The 16974-nt window shown below is 62.0% G+C and carries 12 protein-coding genes and 1 pseudogene; 11 read left to right on the top strand and 2 right to left on the bottom strand.

Annotation, left to right across the window (positions count from 1 at the left end):
- The first annotated feature begins 2 nt into the window (after positions 1 to 2).
- From ACM6IT_RS23780 to ACM6IT_RS23745, 8 genes and pseudogenes are all read left to right on the top strand, one after another.
- Complete coding sequence (locus tag ACM6IT_RS23780) at positions 3 to 908, top strand: amidohydrolase family protein (RefSeq protein WP_053158646.1); 906 nt, start codon at positions 3 to 5, stop codon at positions 906 to 908.
- A gap of 178 nt (positions 909 to 1086) precedes the next feature.
- Positions 1087 to 2472 (top strand): UbiD family decarboxylase, encoded by a 1386-nt coding sequence (locus ACM6IT_RS23775; RefSeq protein ID WP_414918801.1) that lies wholly within the window; start codon positions 1087 to 1089, stop codon positions 2470 to 2472.
- Positions 2469 to 3098 carry a UbiX family flavin prenyltransferase gene (locus ACM6IT_RS23770; RefSeq protein WP_056727739.1) on the top strand — a complete coding sequence of 210 codons (630 nt, stop codon included), beginning with the start codon at positions 2469 to 2471 and terminating at the stop codon, positions 3096 to 3098. Before ACM6IT_RS23775 ends, ACM6IT_RS23770 begins: the two co-directional genes overlap by 4 nt.
- A gap of 73 nt (positions 3099 to 3171) precedes the next feature.
- Positions 3172 to 4218: a CobW family GTP-binding protein gene (locus tag ACM6IT_RS23765; RefSeq protein WP_414918800.1), complete on the top strand. Its 1047-nt coding sequence runs from the start codon at positions 3172 to 3174 to the stop codon at positions 4216 to 4218.
- Positions 4219 to 4465: 247 nt separating this feature from the next.
- A complete protein-coding gene (locus ACM6IT_RS23760; RefSeq protein WP_056727743.1) occupies positions 4466 to 5827 on the top strand; it encodes a nucleobase:cation symporter-2 family protein in 1362 nt (453 codons plus the stop codon).
- 12 nt (positions 5828 to 5839) lie between these two features.
- The gene (locus ACM6IT_RS23755; protein WP_414918799.1) at positions 5840 to 7228 is read left to right on the top strand and encodes an amidohydrolase family protein; all 1389 of its coding nucleotides are present in this window, start codon (positions 5840 to 5842) and stop codon (positions 7226 to 7228) included.
- Positions 7229 to 7368: 140 nt separating this feature from the next.
- Positions 7369 to 8514 (top strand): XdhC family protein, encoded by a 1146-nt coding sequence (locus tag ACM6IT_RS23750; protein WP_414918798.1) that lies wholly within the window; start codon positions 7369 to 7371, stop codon positions 8512 to 8514.
- Between the two features lie 174 nt (positions 8515 to 8688).
- Positions 8689 to 9144 (top strand): annotated as a pseudogene (locus ACM6IT_RS23745) (REP-associated tyrosine transposase); the annotation flags it as partial.
- A gap of 94 nt (positions 9145 to 9238) precedes the next feature.
- Here the strand turns inward: ACM6IT_RS23745 and ACM6IT_RS23740 are convergent.
- Positions 9239 to 10507 (bottom strand): Zn-dependent hydrolase, encoded by a 1269-nt coding sequence (locus ACM6IT_RS23740; RefSeq protein WP_056727749.1) that lies wholly within the window; start codon positions 10505 to 10507, stop codon positions 9239 to 9241.
- A gap of 141 nt (positions 10508 to 10648) precedes the next feature.
- Positions 10649 to 12133, bottom strand: coding sequence for an NCS1 family nucleobase:cation symporter-1 (locus ACM6IT_RS23735; RefSeq protein ID WP_409078775.1), 1485 nt, complete (start codon positions 12131 to 12133; stop codon positions 10649 to 10651).
- A 542-nt stretch (positions 12134 to 12675) separates the two neighbouring features.
- On the opposite strand from ACM6IT_RS23735, the gene hydA reads away from it, so the two are divergent.
- The 3 genes from hydA to preA all read left to right on the top strand — a co-directional run bounded on the left by hydA (position 12676) and on the right by preA (position 16930).
- Positions 12676 to 14115 (top strand): dihydropyrimidinase, encoded by a 1440-nt coding sequence (hydA, locus tag ACM6IT_RS23730; protein ID WP_414915108.1) that lies wholly within the window; start codon positions 12676 to 12678, stop codon positions 14113 to 14115.
- Between the two features lie 172 nt (positions 14116 to 14287).
- A complete protein-coding gene (locus ACM6IT_RS23725) occupies positions 14288 to 15655 on the top strand; it encodes an NAD(P)-dependent oxidoreductase (RefSeq protein ID WP_414918797.1) in 1368 nt (455 codons plus the stop codon).
- The gene (gene preA, locus ACM6IT_RS23720; RefSeq protein ID WP_414918796.1) at positions 15656 to 16930 is read left to right on the top strand and encodes an NAD-dependent dihydropyrimidine dehydrogenase subunit PreA; all 1275 of its coding nucleotides are present in this window, start codon (positions 15656 to 15658) and stop codon (positions 16928 to 16930) included.
- Positions 16931 to 16974 lie beyond the last annotated feature (44 nt).

The following is a 16974-nucleotide window of genomic DNA, read 5'->3' as shown; positions in this document are numbered from 1 at the left end:
CGATGATTATCGATACCCATCTGCACCCTACCAACCTGGTCGACGAGGCCTGGCGCCACACCGGCGAACCCTTCACCGGCGAGCGCATGCTCAAGCTGATGGACGGCCCGTACATGATCAACGGCAAGCCGCGCCGCATCGACATGGGCTTCATCCAGCCGCCACCAGGCAACACTGGTTATCGCGACGGCAACCGCCGGGGTCGTGAGGGTGTGCGTGACTACATGTCCTACGTCGCCGAACTGTGCGTGAAATACCCGGACCGCTTCATCGGCAACTTCAACTTCAACCCGCGCTGGGGACCGGAAAACGGTGCGGCGGAGCTGGAATTCCACATCAAGGAATACGGCTTCAAGATGCTCAAGCTGCACGCCAACATGCACGGCTATCGCCCGGACCGGGCGCTGGACTGGTTGCGTCCGGCGATGAAGGTCTGCGCCAAGTACAACATCGTGGTGCTGATCCACACCGGGGACGGGCCGTACACCATCCCGACGATGTTCTACCCGATCATCCGCGAGTTTCCGATGGTCAATTTCATCATCGGCCACTTCGGCATCCAGACCGGCGGCAACTACTCGTTCGAAGCGTTCTGGATGGCGATGGACACGCCGAACGTCTATTGCGAATCCGGTTGGTGCTTCCAGTCGCGGATCGTCGAGTTCGCCAAGGACCTGCCGCGTAACAAGATCGTGTTCGGCACTGACTCGCCGCCGAATGAACCGGGCATGTGGCTACGCGAACTCGAAGTGTTGTGCTCGCCTGCGCCGCAAGGCCTGGGCATCGATGAGGATCACCTTGAGGACTACCTGGGCAACAACATCGCCCGGTTGTGCGGCATCGAACCGACACCGCCGCCCAAGGACCTGATCGAGGCGGACATTCGTCTGACCACGACTTACCTCTAGCGCCTCGGAACCTGTGGGAGCGAGCTTGTTCCGGGCGGCGTTCCGACGATGACGGCGTCACATTCAACACTGACGTCAACTGACCCTCCGCTATCGCGAGCAAGCTCGCTCCCACAGGGTTCTCGCTAGCTTCAAGAGTTACTTGAACGCACAGCATTGCTTTTCACGAGGTGAAACCATGACCCTCTCGACGCTCGGCGATACCCAGGATTTTCACGATTTTCTAGACGCCTATCGCCGGCAATACCCGGACGATGTGCTCACCGTCCGGCAATCCCTTTCAGCCGACCAGGACGTCACCGCCCTGGTCGACAACCTCGCCACCCAGGGCCGCGATCCGCTGCTGATCTGCGAAAAAGTCGGCAACTTCGGCGCGCCGGTGGTCACCAACCTGTTCGCCTCCCGCACCCGCATCGCCCGGATGTTCGGCGTTGCCCCGGCGCAATTGCACGAGACTTTCCAGAAGCGCGCCAACAACCCCATCGCCCCGCGCTACGTGGAAACCGGCCCGGTGCTGGATGAAATCTTCGAAGGCGAAGCCGTGGACCTTGCGCTGCTGCCAATGCTCAAGCACTTTGACAGTGACCGCGGCCCCTATATCACCAACGCGATCATCATTGCCGAAGACCCGGTCACCGGCATTGCCAACATGAGCTATCACCGCTCGATGCGCCATGCACGGCAGACCCTCGCCACCAGCCTGCATTCACGCGGTCACCTGTGGCGCATGCTGCAAACCGCCCGGGAGCGCGGCGAAGAATTGCGCGTGGCCATGGTGGTCGGCGCGCACCCGCTGTTCATGCTGGCGGCGGCGGCACGCTTGCCGTTCGGTAGCGATGAGCGCGCGGTGGCCGGCGGCTTGTTCGGCGCGCCGCTGGAGCTGGTGAAAACCCCGCGCTACGGCATCGGCGTGCCGGCCTTTGCGGAGTTTGTCCTGGAAGGCGCCATCGATCCGACGGCCTATGCCGAAGAAGGCCCGTTCGGTGAGTTCAGCGGCTATTCCTCGGATCGTTCGACCAACAATGTGCTGCGGATCGACACCCTGATGCGGCGCAAGGATGCCTGGCTGGTGGACGTGGTCGGTGGGCGCTACGCCGAACACCTGACCCTGGCGCGGCTGCCCCGGGAAGCGGAAATGAGCGAGAAACTCAAGGCTCGCTTCCCCGCCGTCACCGCCGTGCACTACCCCAATTCCGGCACCCATTTCCACTGCTACGTCGCCCTGGACCAGAGCCGCGACGGCGAGGCGCGGCAGATCATGCTCGCCCTGCTCGGCTGGGACCCGTACCTGAAGACCGTGATCGCGGTGGACAGCGACATCGACATCGGCGACGACAGCCAGGTGCTGTGGGCGCTGGCCACGCACTTCCAGCCGCATCAGGACATCTTCGTCATCGATGGCCTGCCCGGCAGCCCGCTGGACCCGTCGTCCTCGGTCAACGGCACCACCTCGCGCATGGGCCTGGACGCCACTCGCGGCTCTGGTTTCGACGGGATCAAGGCGCAGCTGGACCAGGAGGTGGTCGAGCGTGCCCGCCAACTGCTCGCAGGCCTGCAATCATGAACCGCCAGCGCATGGTGGTCGGCATCAGCGGTGCGTCGGGCTTTATCTACGGCGTGCGCCTGCTGCAATTGCTCGCCGAGTTGAACATCGAAACCCATCTGGTCATCAGCCGCGCCGCACTGCTGACCATGGCCCACGAAACCGACTACAAACTGGCCGACGTCACCGCGCTGGCCAGCCATTACCACCGTGCCGACGACGTGGCCGCCGGGATCGCCAGCGGTTCGTTCCGTTGCCTGGGCATGGTGGTGGCGCCCTGCTCCATGCGCACCCTGGCGGAAATCGCCACCGGCACCTCTTCGGGCCTGATCGGCCGCGCCGCCGACGTCACCCTCAAGGAACGCCGCACCCTGGTGCTGATGGCCCGGGAAACCCCGCTGACCCTCGCCCACCTGCGCAACATGACGGCAATCACCGAGATGGGCGGGATCATCGCCCCGCCCGTGCCGGCCTTTTACGCCCGCCCGCAAGACCTTGCGCAAATGGTCGACCACAGCCTCGGCCGTGTCCTCGACCTGTTCGGCCTCGACGCCGGGACAGCGCGACGCTGGAGAGAACACCCAACCCCCTGTGGGAGCGAGCTTGCTCGCGATAGCGGTGGGTCAGTCCGCATCAACGCCAGCTGATATGGCCTCATCGCGAGCAAGCTCGCTCCCACAGTTGAAAGCACTCCGACCGATCGTTATCAAGGAGCATCACATGAACACCCCATTCAACGCCCCGACCCCGAACACCAAAATCCCGGTGACCATCCTCACAGGCTTCCTCGGCGCCGGCAAAACCACCCTGCTCAACTACATCCTCAAGGAAAACCACGGACGCAAGATCGCCGTGATCGAAAACGAATTCGGCGAAGTCGGCATCGACGGCGACCTGGTGCTCAGCTCCGAAACCGAAGAAATCTACGAGATGGTCAACGGCTGCGTGTGCTGCACCGCCGAGGTCCGCGAGGACCTGGTGCGCATCGTCCGCGAACTGGTGGCGCGGCCCGTGCGGCTAGACCACATCCTGATCGAAACCAGTGGCCTGGCCGACCCCTACCCGGTAGCCCAGAGCTTCTTCATCAACGACCCGATTGCCGATGAAGTGGAACTGGACGCCATCGTCACCATGGTCGATGCCAAGCACATCGCCCAGCACCTGGAAGACCTGCAACTCGACGGCGTGGACAACCAGGCGGTGGACCAGATCGTCTGCGCCGACCGCATCGTCATCAACAAGGTCGACCTGGTCAGCGCCGCCGAAGTGGCGTCCCTGAGCGACAAAATCCGGGGCCTGAATGCCACGGCGGACCTGGTGACCTCGAGCTACGCCGAGATCGATCTGTCGAAGATCCTTGGTATCGGTGCCTTCGAGTCCACGCAGAAACTCATGGAAATCGGCGCCGAACACGACCACCACGGCGATGAGCATCATCACGACCATGACGAGCCCGACCATGAGCACGACCCGAGCGTGTCGTCGGTGGGCATCGCCGTGGACGGCGCGGTCAACCTCGGTGATTTCCATCGCTGGATCACGAAACTGCGTACCGAGCAGGCCGACAACCTGTACCGCATGAAGGGCGTGCTGGCGGTGGCCGATCAAGACCAGCGCTATGTGCTGCAAGGGGTGCACAGCCTCGTCGAGTTCCGGGCCTCCACTTCATGGGGCACCGAACCGCGCTCCAGCAAGATTGTGTTCATCGGCCGCGACCTGGACCGCGCGGCCCTGAACCAGGGCTTTGCCGCCTGCCTGGCAGGCTGAAAAAAGGCATCGGAGCCGGTGGATGGCGGTTCCGGGCACACGAATGACTGATGCCAATCGGTCAAGGCAACACAGAACCTGTGGGAGCGGGCTTGCTCGCGAAGAGGTCGTCACACTCAACATCTTCGTTGACTGACACACCGCTTTCGCGAGCCCGCTCCCACCGGGATCACTGTGAACCCGAACTCTCCGGCATCAGAACGAATACCCCTCTCTACAGCATAAAAACAGCAAGAGGTGATTCCCCATGTCGTCAGCCAATACCCCTGTAACGTCCACCATCCACCCCGTCGACCGGATTCTGCCGGTACGGCAAATGCTCACCCTCGGCCTGCAACACATGGCCGTCTCGTACATCGGCGCCATCGCCGTGCCGTTGATTGTCGCCAGCGCCTTGAAGATGTCCCAGGCCGATACCGTGGTGCTGATCAGCACCACGCTGTTCTGCTCGGGCATCGCCACCCTGCTGCAAACCGTCGGTTTCTGGAAATTCGGCGTGCGCCTGCCGATCCTGCAGGGCGTGGCGTTCAGCAGCGTGGGGCCGGTGATCGCCATCGGCACCAACCCGCAAGTCGGTTTCGCCGGAGTCTGCGGCGCGGTGATCGGCGCGGGGATTTTCACCATGCTGATGGCACCCTTCGTGGGTCGACTGCGGCGCTTCTTTCCACCGGTGGTCACCGGTTGCATCGTCACCGTGATCGGCTTGCAGTTGTTCCCGATTGCCTATGAGTGGGTCGGCGGCGGGCGGCATGCCAGCGACTTCGGGGCACCGGCGTACCTGGCTGTTGCGGCAGTGGTATTGCTCAGCATCCTGCTGGTCAACCGCTACGGCAGCCCGATGCTGCGCAATATGGCGGTGCTGGTGGGCATGCTGGTGGGCGCGGCGCTGGCCTACGGGCTGGGCATGGGCAGTTTTCACAGTGTGCAGGAGTCGCCATGGCTCACCGTGCCGTACCCCTTCTACTTCGGCTTGCCGACCTTCAGCCTGATCCCCATCGCCACCATGGTGGTGGTGATGATCGTGCAGATGGTCGAGTCCATGGGGCTGTTCGTGGCCATCGGCGACATCGTCGACAAACCGGTGGAAGAAAAACAGGTGATCAACGGTCTGCGCGCCAATGGCCTGGCCAGCACCATCGCCGGGATGTTCGCGGCGTTTCCGTTCATTGCCTTCATGGAGAACGTCGGGCTGGTGATCCTCACCGGCGTGCGCAGTCGCTGGGTCGTCGCGGTCAGCGGCCTGCTGATGTGCTCGGTGGCGCTGGTGCCAAAGGCCGGCGCGATCATCGCCTCGATGCCGACCGCAGCCCTCGGCGGTGCCGGGATCGCCATGTTCGGCGTGGTCGCGGCGGCGGGGATCCAGACCCTGGCCAAGGTCGACTACGAGCGCAATCGCTACAACGTGCTGATCGTCGGCTTCACCATCGCCGCCGCCCTGGTGCCGGTGCTGGCCCCGGCCCTGTTCAAGCAACTGCCCGAGTGGTCGCAGCCGTTCCTGCACAGCAGCGTGGTCATCGCCTGCCTGGTGTCGGTGTTGCTCAACGCCACCCTCAACGGTGTCAGCGTGCCTGATGCCGCCGCCAGCAAATCCGCCACCCACAGCCTCTGACCGGAGCCGACCATGACTGAACTGCAAAACATCCTGATCAAGAACCCGCTGGCGGTAATGACCGGCCTGCGCGGCCCACGGGCCCGGGCCGGCGCCGTGGATATCCGCATCGTCAACGGTCGCATCGCCGAAATGGCCGCCGGCCTTGACGCGCAACCCGGTGAACGGGTGATCGATGCGCGCAACTCGGTGGTGTATCCGGGCTGGATCAACACCCACCATCACCTGTTCCAGAACCTGCTCAAAGCCGTGCCCGAAGGCTTGAACCAGGACCTGCAAGGCTGGCTGGCCAGCGTGCCCTACCCGCGCCTCAACCGCTTCACCCCACAATTGGCGCGGATCGCCGCACAACTGGGCATGGCCGAGTTGCTACTGTCGGGGGTGACCACCTGCGCCGATCACCATTACCTCTACCATGCCAACGGCAGCACCGAGACCGGTGACCTGCTGTTCGACATGGCCGGGGAATTCGGCCTGCGTTTCGTGCTGTGCCGGGGCGGCGCGCTGGAGTCGTCCAGCGCCCATCCGGGTTTCTCGAAGACTGCGCTGCAACCGGAAACCCTGGACCAGATGGTCGGTGACATCGAACGACTGAAATCCCGTTATCACCAGGACACCCCGGACGCCTTGCGCCGGGTGGTCGTCGCACCGACCACGCCGACTTTTTCCCTGCCGCCGACGCTGCTGCGGGAACTGGCCCACACCGCCCGGGGCCTTGGCTTGCGCCTGCACACGCACCTGTCGGAAACCCAGAACTACGTGAATTTCTGCCGCGAGAAATATAACTGCCTGCCGGTGGAGTTCGTCGCCGAACACGAATGGCTCGGCCCGGACGTGTGGTTCGCCCACGCGGTGCACCTGCAACCCGGTGAAATCCGCATGCTCGCGCAAACCGGCACCGGCATTTCCCACTGCCCGGTGAGCAATGCGCGCCTGGGTAGCGGCGTGGCACCGGTGCCGCAGATGTTCGAAGCCGGGGTGCCGATTTCCCTCGGCGTGGATGGCGTGGCGTCCAACGAATCCGGAAGCATGGTCGGTGAAGCGAACACCGCGTGGCTGATTCACCGGGCCGGGCAAGGCGCCTCGGCCACCACCGCCGAAGATGTCATCCACTGGGGCACGGCGGGTGGTGCACAGGTGCTGGGGCTGGGTGCGGTCGGCACCCTTGAAATCGGTCAGGCGGCGGACCTGGTGATCTACGGTCTGGACCATCCGCGCTTCTTCGGCTTCCACGACATTGCCGTGGCGCCCGTGGTGGCGGGCGAACCGATTGCGGTGAAGTACAGCCTGGTCGGTGGCCGGGTGGTGGTCGATAACGGCGTGATTCCGGGGCTGGATGTGCAGCGGATGCGGGCCGAGGCGTGGGATGGGGTGCGGCAGTTGATGAGCGTGGACGACTGACCCACCACCAACACAAATCCCCCTGTAGGAGCTGCCGAAGGCTGCGATCTTTTGATTTTGCTTTTTTTAAGATCAAGGTCAAAAGATCGCCGCCTTCGGCAGCTCCTACAGGATCGCGTTCATTTTCAGGAAGAGATGCCATGTCCGGCCTCAATGATCTTCTACAAGCCATCGACACCGGCGCCCAGGCCGGCGAAGAAACCATCCTCGCCACCGTGGTCAAGGTCGAAGGCTCGGCCTATCGCCGCCCCGGCGCACGAATGCTCATTCCCCTGCACGGCCGCACCGTCGGCACCGTCAGCGGCGGTTGCCTGGAGCAGGACCTGGCGAAAAAAGCCTGGTGGCTGACCGACTCCGGCGAACCCGTGGTGCGCCGCTACAGCACCGGCGCCACCGAGGATGAGGACGATGAGCAAAGCGCCCTGACCTTTGGCCTGGGTTGCAACGGCACGGTATTCGTCATGCTTGAACGCCTGCACGCAAAGTCGCCCTCACCTGCAATCGAACTGCTGCGCCGTGTACGTGACAGTCAACAACCGGCCGCCATGGCCACGGTGATCGCCACGTCTCGCAATGCCTCGGCGCGGGTCGGTGACCGTCTGCTGTCCGACACCGATGGCACCCTGCGCAACCTGCCATTGAAAATCGCGATTCGCCAGGACCTGCGCAAGACACTGGCGCAAAAAAAATCATCGATACGCCTCTACACCGACGCCCGTGGTGAAGTCGAAGTGTTTTTCGAATACATCGCCCCGCCACCTCGTTTGGTGATCTTCGGTGCCGGCCACGACGCGCAGCCCTTGGTGCGCATGGCCAAACTGCTGAACTGGCACGTCTCGGTGATCGACAGTCGCAGCCACTTCGCTCGCCCCGAACGCTTCCCCCAGGCCGATGCGGTGATCTTCGCCAGCCTCGACAACCCGTTCGACCTGCGCCCCCTGACCGACGGCGCCGCCGTGACCGTGATGACCCACAGCTATTGCCAGGACCGGCACTGGCTCGGACAACTGTTGCAAGCCGCGCCCGCCTACCTTGGCCAACTCGGTCCGAAGGAGCGCACGGAGCGCTTGCTGGCTGAAATCGGTCCGGGCACGTGCGCCCTGCATTACCCGATGGGCCTCGACCTGGGTGGCGATGCACCGGAAAACGTGGCGCTGTCGATACTCGCGGAGATAACGGCGGTGATGAATCAACGCCAGGGCGGGATGCTCAGGCATCGGCGCAAACCGATTCACCTGGCGGATCTGTCGGTCAGTGAAAAGCTTGAGGTCGTAGCGGTGGGTTGAAGATCAAAAGATCGCAGCCTGCGGCAGCTCCTACGGAGAATGCATCCCCTGTAGGAGCTGCCGCAGGCTGCGATCTTTTCAAGTTACTCGAAACAAACCGAAAAACCTCGGGCAAATGGAGCGAAAACTCTCGGCTAGTGTTCAATGATCCACTCGTTCAAAGAGGGCAACGGAATGCCTATCGCTGCAAAAGGATGCCGTCTGCGTAAAGCTCGGGTTTCCGAATCAGGGCGTATCTATCTGCTGACCGCAGTCACTCATCAACGTCGACCAGTGTTCTCAGACGTTCATTTGGGACGTCAGCTTGTCAGTCAACTGCGCAGTGCCGATGAAAGCACCACCGTAAATTCCTTGGCCTGGGTAGTGATGCCGGACCATTTGCATTGGTTGGTCGAACTGAACCAAGGCACATTGGCCGAGCTTATGTGTCGCATCAAATCCAGAAGCAGCCGGTCGATCAATCTGATGTTGGGAGACTTAGGCCAAGTGTGGCAACGCGGCTACTACGATCGGGCACTGCGCAAAGAGGAAGACATCAAAGACGCTGCCCGCTACATCGTTATGAATCCCTTGCGCGCAGGGCTGGTGAAGCGAATTGGGGATTATCCGTTGTGGGATGCCATTTGGGTTAGAAGAATCACGATCAAAAGATCGCAGCCTGCGGCAGCTCCTACGGAGAATGCGTCCCCTGTAGGAGCTGCCGCAGGCTGCGATCTTTTGCTGATCAAGCAGCCAATGCCGCCGAAGCCGCCAGCATCGCCCGCAACAACACCGCACAACCGGCCGCGAGGTCATCCGGCGCGGCGTTTTCGATTTCGTTGTGGCTGATGCCGCCTTCGCAGGGCACGAAGATCATCCCGGCCGGGCCGAGTTCGGCGAGGAAGATTGCGTCGTGGCCTGCGCCGCTGACGATGTCCATGTGCGACAGGCCCAGGCCTTGGGCGGCGCCGCGCACGGCTTCGACGCAGCCTTTGTCGAAGTACAGCGGCGGGAAGTCGGCCGTTGGCGTGAGTTCGAAGGTCAGGCCGTGTTCTTCGCAGGTGGTTTCGATGACTTCGCGCACTTCAGCGATCATCGAGTCCAGGCGCGCCGGTTCCAGGTGCCGGAAGTCCAGGGTCATGCGCACTTCGCCGGGTATAACGTTGCGCGAGCCGGGATAAGCTTGCAGGCAACCCACGGTGCCGCAGGCATGAGGTTGGTGGCTGAGGGCGGCGCGGTTGAGCGCACCGACGATCACCGCGGCGCCGACCAGGGCGTCCTTGCGCAGGTGCATCGGGGTCGGGCCGGCGTGGGCTTCGACACCGCGCAACTTGAGGTCAAACCATTTCTGCCCGAGGGCGCCCATGACCACGCCTATGGTCTTGTGTTCGTCTTCAAGGATCGGGCCTTGCTCGATGTGAGCTTCAAAGTAGGCACCGACTTTGTGGCCGCTGACGTTGCGTGGGCCGGCATAGCCAATGGCATTCAGTGCCTCACCCACGGTCACGCCCTCGGCATCGACCTTGGCCAGGGTTTCCTCGAGGGTGAATTTTTCCGCGAACACGCCGGAACCCATCATGCACGGGGCGAAGCGCGAGCCTTCCTCGTTGGTCCAGACCACCACTTCCAGCGGCGCTTCGGTTTCGATGTTCAGATCATTGAGGGTGCGCAGCACTTCGACGCCCGCCAGCACCCCGAAGCAGCCATCGAACTTGCCGCCGGTGGGCTGGGTGTCGATGTGGCTGCCGGTCATCACCGGTGGCAGGTCGGGATTGCGCCCGGGACGACGGGCGAAGATATTGCCGACAGCGTCGATGCTGACGGTGCAGCCGGCCTCCTCACACCACTTGACGAAGATGTCCCGGGCCTGGCGGTCGAGGTCGGTCAGGGCCAGGCGACACACGCCGCCCTTGACCGTGGCGCCGAGCCTGGCCAGTTCCATGAGCGATTGCCACAGGCGGTCGCGGTTGATGTGCTGATGGCTGGACTGCAGAACGTCTACGGCCGCGTTCATGATGATCTCCTCAGGCTGTTCTTGTGTGTTTCTTCAGGCAATTTGTTGGTATTTGTGCGGCCGTCTTCGCGAGCAAGCCCGCTCCCACATTTGGAATGCATTCCCCTGTGGGAGCGGGCTTGCTCGCGAAGAGGCCATCAGCTACACCGCAGATTTCGCAACGGATGGGCTGGGCCGCATCACACTCAACCCGTAATAAATAACCCCACCCAGCGCCGAGCCGGTGAACCAGCCATAGCTGTAGAACCAGCTGAACGCATCGCTGCCCAGGGACAACAACGTCAGCACCACCGGCACACCAAACGCGATGAACCCGCTCCAGTTCCACGCCGGATACACGTCATCGCGATACAGGCCCGCAAGGTCCAGTTGCTGTTTCTTGATCAGGAAATAGTCCACCACCATGATCCCGGCGATCGGCCCCAGCAGGCTCGAATAGCCAAGCAACCAGTTGGAATAGACGGTTTCGAGACTGACGTCCGAGACAATCAGGCCCAGTTTTTTCAGCAGCTCATGGGCCATCAATGCCAACCCGACAAACCCGGTGAGCAATACTGCCTTGGTGCGGTTGATCGCCTTGGGCGCGATGTTCTGGAAGTCATTGGTCGGCGACACGATGTTGGCTGCGGTATTGGTCGACAGCGTGGCGATGATGATCAGCGCCATTGCCAGTGCGACCCAAACGGGGCTCTGGATATGGCCGATCAAGGTCACCGGATCGGACACCGTCACCCCCACCAGTTTCACCGACGCGGCGGTCATCACCACGCCGAGGGACGCGAACAGGAACATGGTCAGCGGCAAACCGATGATCTGCCCGACGATCTGGTCCTTCTGGCTTTTCGCGTAGCGACTGAAGTCCGGGATGTTCAGTGACAGCGTGGCCCAAAAGCCGACCATCGCCGTCAGCCCGGCGGCGAAGTAGCTGGCCACGCCGGCGCCTTCGGGACGCTTGGCCGGAATTGCCAGCAATTCGGTCATCGACACGTTGGGCATGGCCCAGACCAACAGGCCTACGCCCACCAGCACCAGTAGCGGAGCCGACAGGGTTTCCAGCCATTTGATCGACTCGGCGCCGCGAATCACCACCCACAGGTTCAGCGCCCAGAACACCATGAAGCCGATGACCTCGCCGGTGCCGCCCAGGGATTTCCAGCCCTCGAACACCGAGCCGAGGAACAGGTGAATCGCCAGCCCGCCGAACATGGTCTGGATGCCGAACCAGCCGCACGCCACCAGGGCGCGAATCAGGCACGGAATATTGGAACCGAGCACGCCGAAGGACGAGCGCAGCAGCACCGGAAAGGGAATGCCGTACTTGGTGCCGGGAAAGGCGTTAAGCGTCAGGGGAATCAGCACGATGATGTTGGCAAACAGAATCGCCAGCAGCGCTTCACCGACGGACAGGCCGAAGTACGCGGTCAGCACGCCACCGAGGGTGTAGGTCGGCACGCAGATCGCCATGCCGACCCACAGCGCGGTGATGTGCCATTTGTTCCAGGTGCGTTCGCGCACCTTGGTCGGTGCAATGTCGTGGTTGTAACGGGGACTGTCGAGGACATCGCTGCCGGCTTCGAGCTCGAACAAGCCGTCGCGCTCGGTCACTTGCGATCTGATCTGTTGCATGGCCGCTCCACTGTTCTTTTGATTATTGTTGCTCATCGGGGGCTGGCGACATCAATAAACGTGCCGTGTACCCCGAATACGCATCGGGCAGTTCCATAAACACATTGCAACCCACTGATGTTTATCAGTTTTATTCGCTGACTCGACTATTTGTCAGGCCACTCAGGCCGAATGCCAGGCAAGTTGTCGAAACAGTCAGGACTCAAACTGGTGCATTGATCTTTTTTTCAATGGCTGCGCATCAACCATAGACCATACTCAAACAGCTGATTTCACATAAGAAATCTTGACTATTTTTCGATCCTGTCAAGTGCGTCAAAATGGTGAACAGCCTCACCATTTTGGTGATTCTTAAATTTAATCATTAAATATCAATTAGTTAGTAACAGAATAAGCTTATAAAAAATATTCTTGCCGATTCGGAAAACTGCAGCTAGCGTTTAATCCTGACAGCACTGACAGGAATCAATCTGGCCGGGCTGTTTTTAAAATAGAACATCTAGAACCGGCATAAGCCGGTCATTGCCTGCGAGGAACTCGGAATGTCTCTGTTGATCCGTGGCGCCACCCTTATTACCCATGATGAAAGTTATCGCGCCGATGTGTATTGCGCAGACGGCGTGATCAAGGCCATCGGCGAAAATCTCGATGTACCCGCAGGCGCCGAAGTGCTCGACGGCAGCGGCCAATACCTGATGCCCGGCGGCATCGACCCGCACACCCACATGCAACTGCCCTTCATGGGCACAGTGGCCAGCGAAGACTTCTTCAGCGGTACGGCGGCGGGACTGGCCGGCGGTACCACCTCAATCATCGACTTCGTGATTCCCAACCCGCAGCAATCCTTGCTCGAAGCCTTCCATCAGTGGCGCGGCTGGGCCGAGAAGTCGGCGTCGGACTACGGCTTTCACGTCGCCATCACCTGGTGGAGCGAACAGGTCCGCGAGGAAATGGCCGAGCTGGTCAGCCAGCACGGCGTCAACAGCTTCAAGCATTTCATGGCCTACAAGAACGCGATCATGGCCGCCGATGACACCCTGGTGGCGAGTTTCGAACGCTGTCTGGAATTGGGCGCGGTGCCGACCGTTCACGCGGAAAACGGTGAACTGGTGTATCACCTGCAACGCAAGCTGATGGCCCAGGGCATCACCGGGCCGGAAGCGCATCCCCTGTCGCGTCCTTCCCAGGTTGAAGGCGAAGCCGCGAGCCGGGCGATCCGCATCGCCGAAACCCTGGGCACGCCGCTGTACCTGGTCCACGTCTCGACCAAGGAAGCCCTGGACGAAATCACCTACGCCCGGGGCAAGGGCCAGCCGGTCTACGGCGAAGTGCTGGCCGGGCACCTGCTGCTGGACGACAGCGTCTACCGCGATCCGGACTGGCAAACCGCCGCCGGTTACGTGATGAGCCCGCCGTTCCGTCCTCGCGGCCATCAAGAGGCGCTCTGGCATGGCCTGCAGTCGGGCAACCTGCACACCACCGCCACCGATCACTGCTGCTTCTGCGCCGAGCAAAAAGCCGCTGGCCGCGACGACTTCAGCAAGATCCCCAACGGCACCGCCGGCATCGAAGACCGCATGGCCGTGTTGTGGGAGGAAGGCGTGAACAGCGGACGCTTTTCGATGCAGCAATTCGTCGCGCTGACCTCCACCAACACAGCGAAGATCTTCAACCTCTACCCACGCAAAGGCTCGATACGCGTGGGTGCCGATGCCGACCTGGTGCTATGGGACCCGCAAGGCACGCGGACCATTTCCGCCAAGACCCACCATCAGCAGGTGGACTTCAACATCTTCGAAGGCAAGACCGTGCGCGGCGTGCCCAGCCACACCATCAGCCAGGGCCGAGTGGTCTGGGCCGACGGCGACCTGCGGGCCGAACGCGGCGTCGGGCGCTATATCGAGCGGCCGGCGTATCCGGCGGTGTTTGATTTGCTGAGCAAGCGGGCTGAGTTGAATCAGCCGGTTGCTGTGAAACGCTGAGAACGACCCATCCCTCTGTAGGAGCTGCCGAAGGCTGCGATCTTTTGACTTTGATCTAAAAAAGCAAAATCAAAAGATCGCAGCCTTCGGCAGCTCCTACGGGGGGGACTGAGCAAGATTCAAATAATGCCCATTCAGAGGCAGCACCTCAAATAACCGTGAGGCCAAAACCGTGATCAAGACCCTGGACCACCTCCCGCATCCCCAAGAGAATGCGGCCGCCCTCGCCGGCCACTTCACCGATCTGGCGCCGCCGCTCAACGAGCGCCAGGCGCACCTGGAAGCCTCGCGCTGCCTGTATTGCTACGACGCGCCCTGCGTGAATGCCTGTCCGAGCGAGATCGACATTCCCTCGTTCATCCGCAACATTGCGCAGGACAACGTGCAAGGCGCCGCGCAGAAAATCCTCTCGGCCAACATCCTCGGCGGCAGTTGCGCCCGGGTGTGTCCGACGGAGATTCTTTGCCAGCAAGCCTGCGTGCGCAACAACGCTCACGAATGCGCGCCGGTCATGATCGGCCTGTTGCAACGCTACGCCGTGGACAACGCCCACTTCAGCACGCACCCGTTCCAGCGTGCTGCCGCCACCGGCAAACGCATCGCCGTGGTCGGTGCCGGTCCGGCCGGTTTGTCCTGTGCCCACCGCAGCGCCATGCACGGGCATGACGTGGTGATCTTCGAGGCGCGGGCAAAGGCTGGCGGCCTCAACGAGTACGGGATCGCCAAATACAAACTGGTGGATGACTACGCGCAAAAGGAACTTGAGTTCCTGTTGCAGATTGGCGGGATCGAAATCCGCCACGGGCAAAAACTCGGGGACAACCTGACCCTCAGCGAACTGCACCAACAGTTCGACGCGGTGTTCCTCGGCCTCGGGCTCAATGCCAGCAAACAGCTGGGCCTGGCCCACGAAGACGCGCCCGGCCTGCTCGCCGCCACCGATTACATTCGCGAACTGCGCCAGGCCGATGACCTGAGCCAACTGCCCCTGGCCGACCACTGCATTGTCCTAGGCGCGGGCAACACCGCCATCGACATGGCGGTGCAAATGGCCCGCCTCGGTGCCCACGATGTGAATCTGGTGTATCGCCGTGGCGTCGAGGACATGGGGGCCACCCATCACGAACAGGAGATTGCCAAGGCCAATCAGGTGCGGCTGATGACCTGGGCACAACCCGAAGAAGTGCTGCTCGATGACCAGGGCCGCGTGCGCGGCATGCGTTTCGCCCGCACTCATCTGCTGGAAGGTCGCCTGCAAACCACCGGTGAAACCTTCGAACTGGCCGCCAACGCGATCTTCAAAGCCATCGGCCAGGCCTTCGACGGCAGCGCCCTCAGCGATCCGCTGGCCCGGGAACTCAAGCGTCAGGGCGAGCGCATCGAAGTCGATGAAAACCTGCGTACCAGCATCCCCGGCGTGTATGCCGGCGGTGACTGCACCAGCCTCGATCAAGACCTCACCGTGCAAGCCGTGCAGCATGGCAAGCGCGCCGCCGAGGCGATCAATGCTCAACTGATGCTCAACGTGGAGGCTGCGTAAATGGCCGATCTGTCGATTGTCTTCGCCGGCATCAAAGCACCCAATCCATTCTGGCTGGCCTCCGCGCCGCCGACCGACAAGGCCTACAACGTGGTCCGCGCCTTCGAGGCCGGCTGGGGCGGCGTGGTCTGGAAAACCCTGGGTGAGGACCCGGCGGCGGTGAACGTGTCGTCGCGCTACTCGGCGCACTTCGGGGCTAACCGGGAGGTACTGGGCTTTAACAACATCGAGTTGATCACTGACCGCTCGCTGGAGATCAACCTGCGGGAAATCACCCAGGTCAAAAAGGACTGGCCGGACCGCGCGCTGATTGTGTCCTTGATGGTGCCTTGCGTCGAAGAGTCCTGGAAACACATCCTCCCACTGGTGGAAGCCACCGGCGCCGACGGCATCGAGCTGAACTTCGGTTGCCCCCACGGCATGCCGGAGCGCGGCATGGGCGCAGCGGTCGGCCAGGTGCCGGAATACGTGGAACAGGTCACCCGCTGGTGCAAGACGTATTGCTCGTTGCCGGTGATCGTCAAGCTCACGCCGAACATCACCGACATCCGCGTCGCCGCCCGTGCCGCCCACCGAGGCGGTGCCGATGCGGTGTCGTTGATCAACACCATCAATTCGATCACCAGCGTCAACCTCGAACGCATGGTCGCCAACCCCATGGTCGGCAGCCAAAGCACCCACGGCGGTTACTGCGGCTCGGCGGTCAAGCCGATTGCCTTGAACATGGTCGCCGAAATCGCCCGCGACCCGCAGACCCAGGGGCTGCCGATCAGCGGCATCGGCGGCATCGGCAACTGGCGCGACGCCGCGGAATTCATCGCCCTGGGCAGCGGCTCGGTGCAGGTGTGCACGGCGGCGATGTTGCATGGCTTCCGGATTGTCGAGGAGATGAAGGACGGCTTGTCACGCTGGATGGACAGTCAGGGCTACGCCAGCATTTCGGAGTTTTCCGGGCGTGCGGTGGGCAACACCACGGACTGGAAGTACCTGGACATCAACTACCAGGTGATCGCGAAAATCGATCAGGAGGCTTGTATCGGTTGCGGTCGTTGCCATATCGCGTGTGAAGACACTTCGCACCAGGCCGTGGCTAGCCTCAAGCAGGCGGACGGTACTCACAAGTATCAAGTGATCGATGAGGAGTGCGTGGGCTGCAACCTGTGCCAGATCACCTGCCCGGTGCAGGACTGCATCGAGATGGTGCCGGTGGAGACCGGCAAGCCGTTCCTGGACTGGAATCATGATCCGAGGAATCCGTATCACGTCGTGGTTTGAATTATAAGATCAAAAGATCGCAGCCTTCGGCAGCTCCTACAGGG

It is taken from the genome of Pseudomonas sp. IT-P4 (genome assembly GCF_949767755.1).
Classification (GTDB): Bacteria; Pseudomonadota; Gammaproteobacteria; order Pseudomonadales; family Pseudomonadaceae; genus Aquipseudomonas; species Aquipseudomonas monachiensis.
The sequence above is the reverse complement of the archived record's forward strand: the minus strand, read 5'-3'. Positions and strand labels throughout refer to the sequence as shown.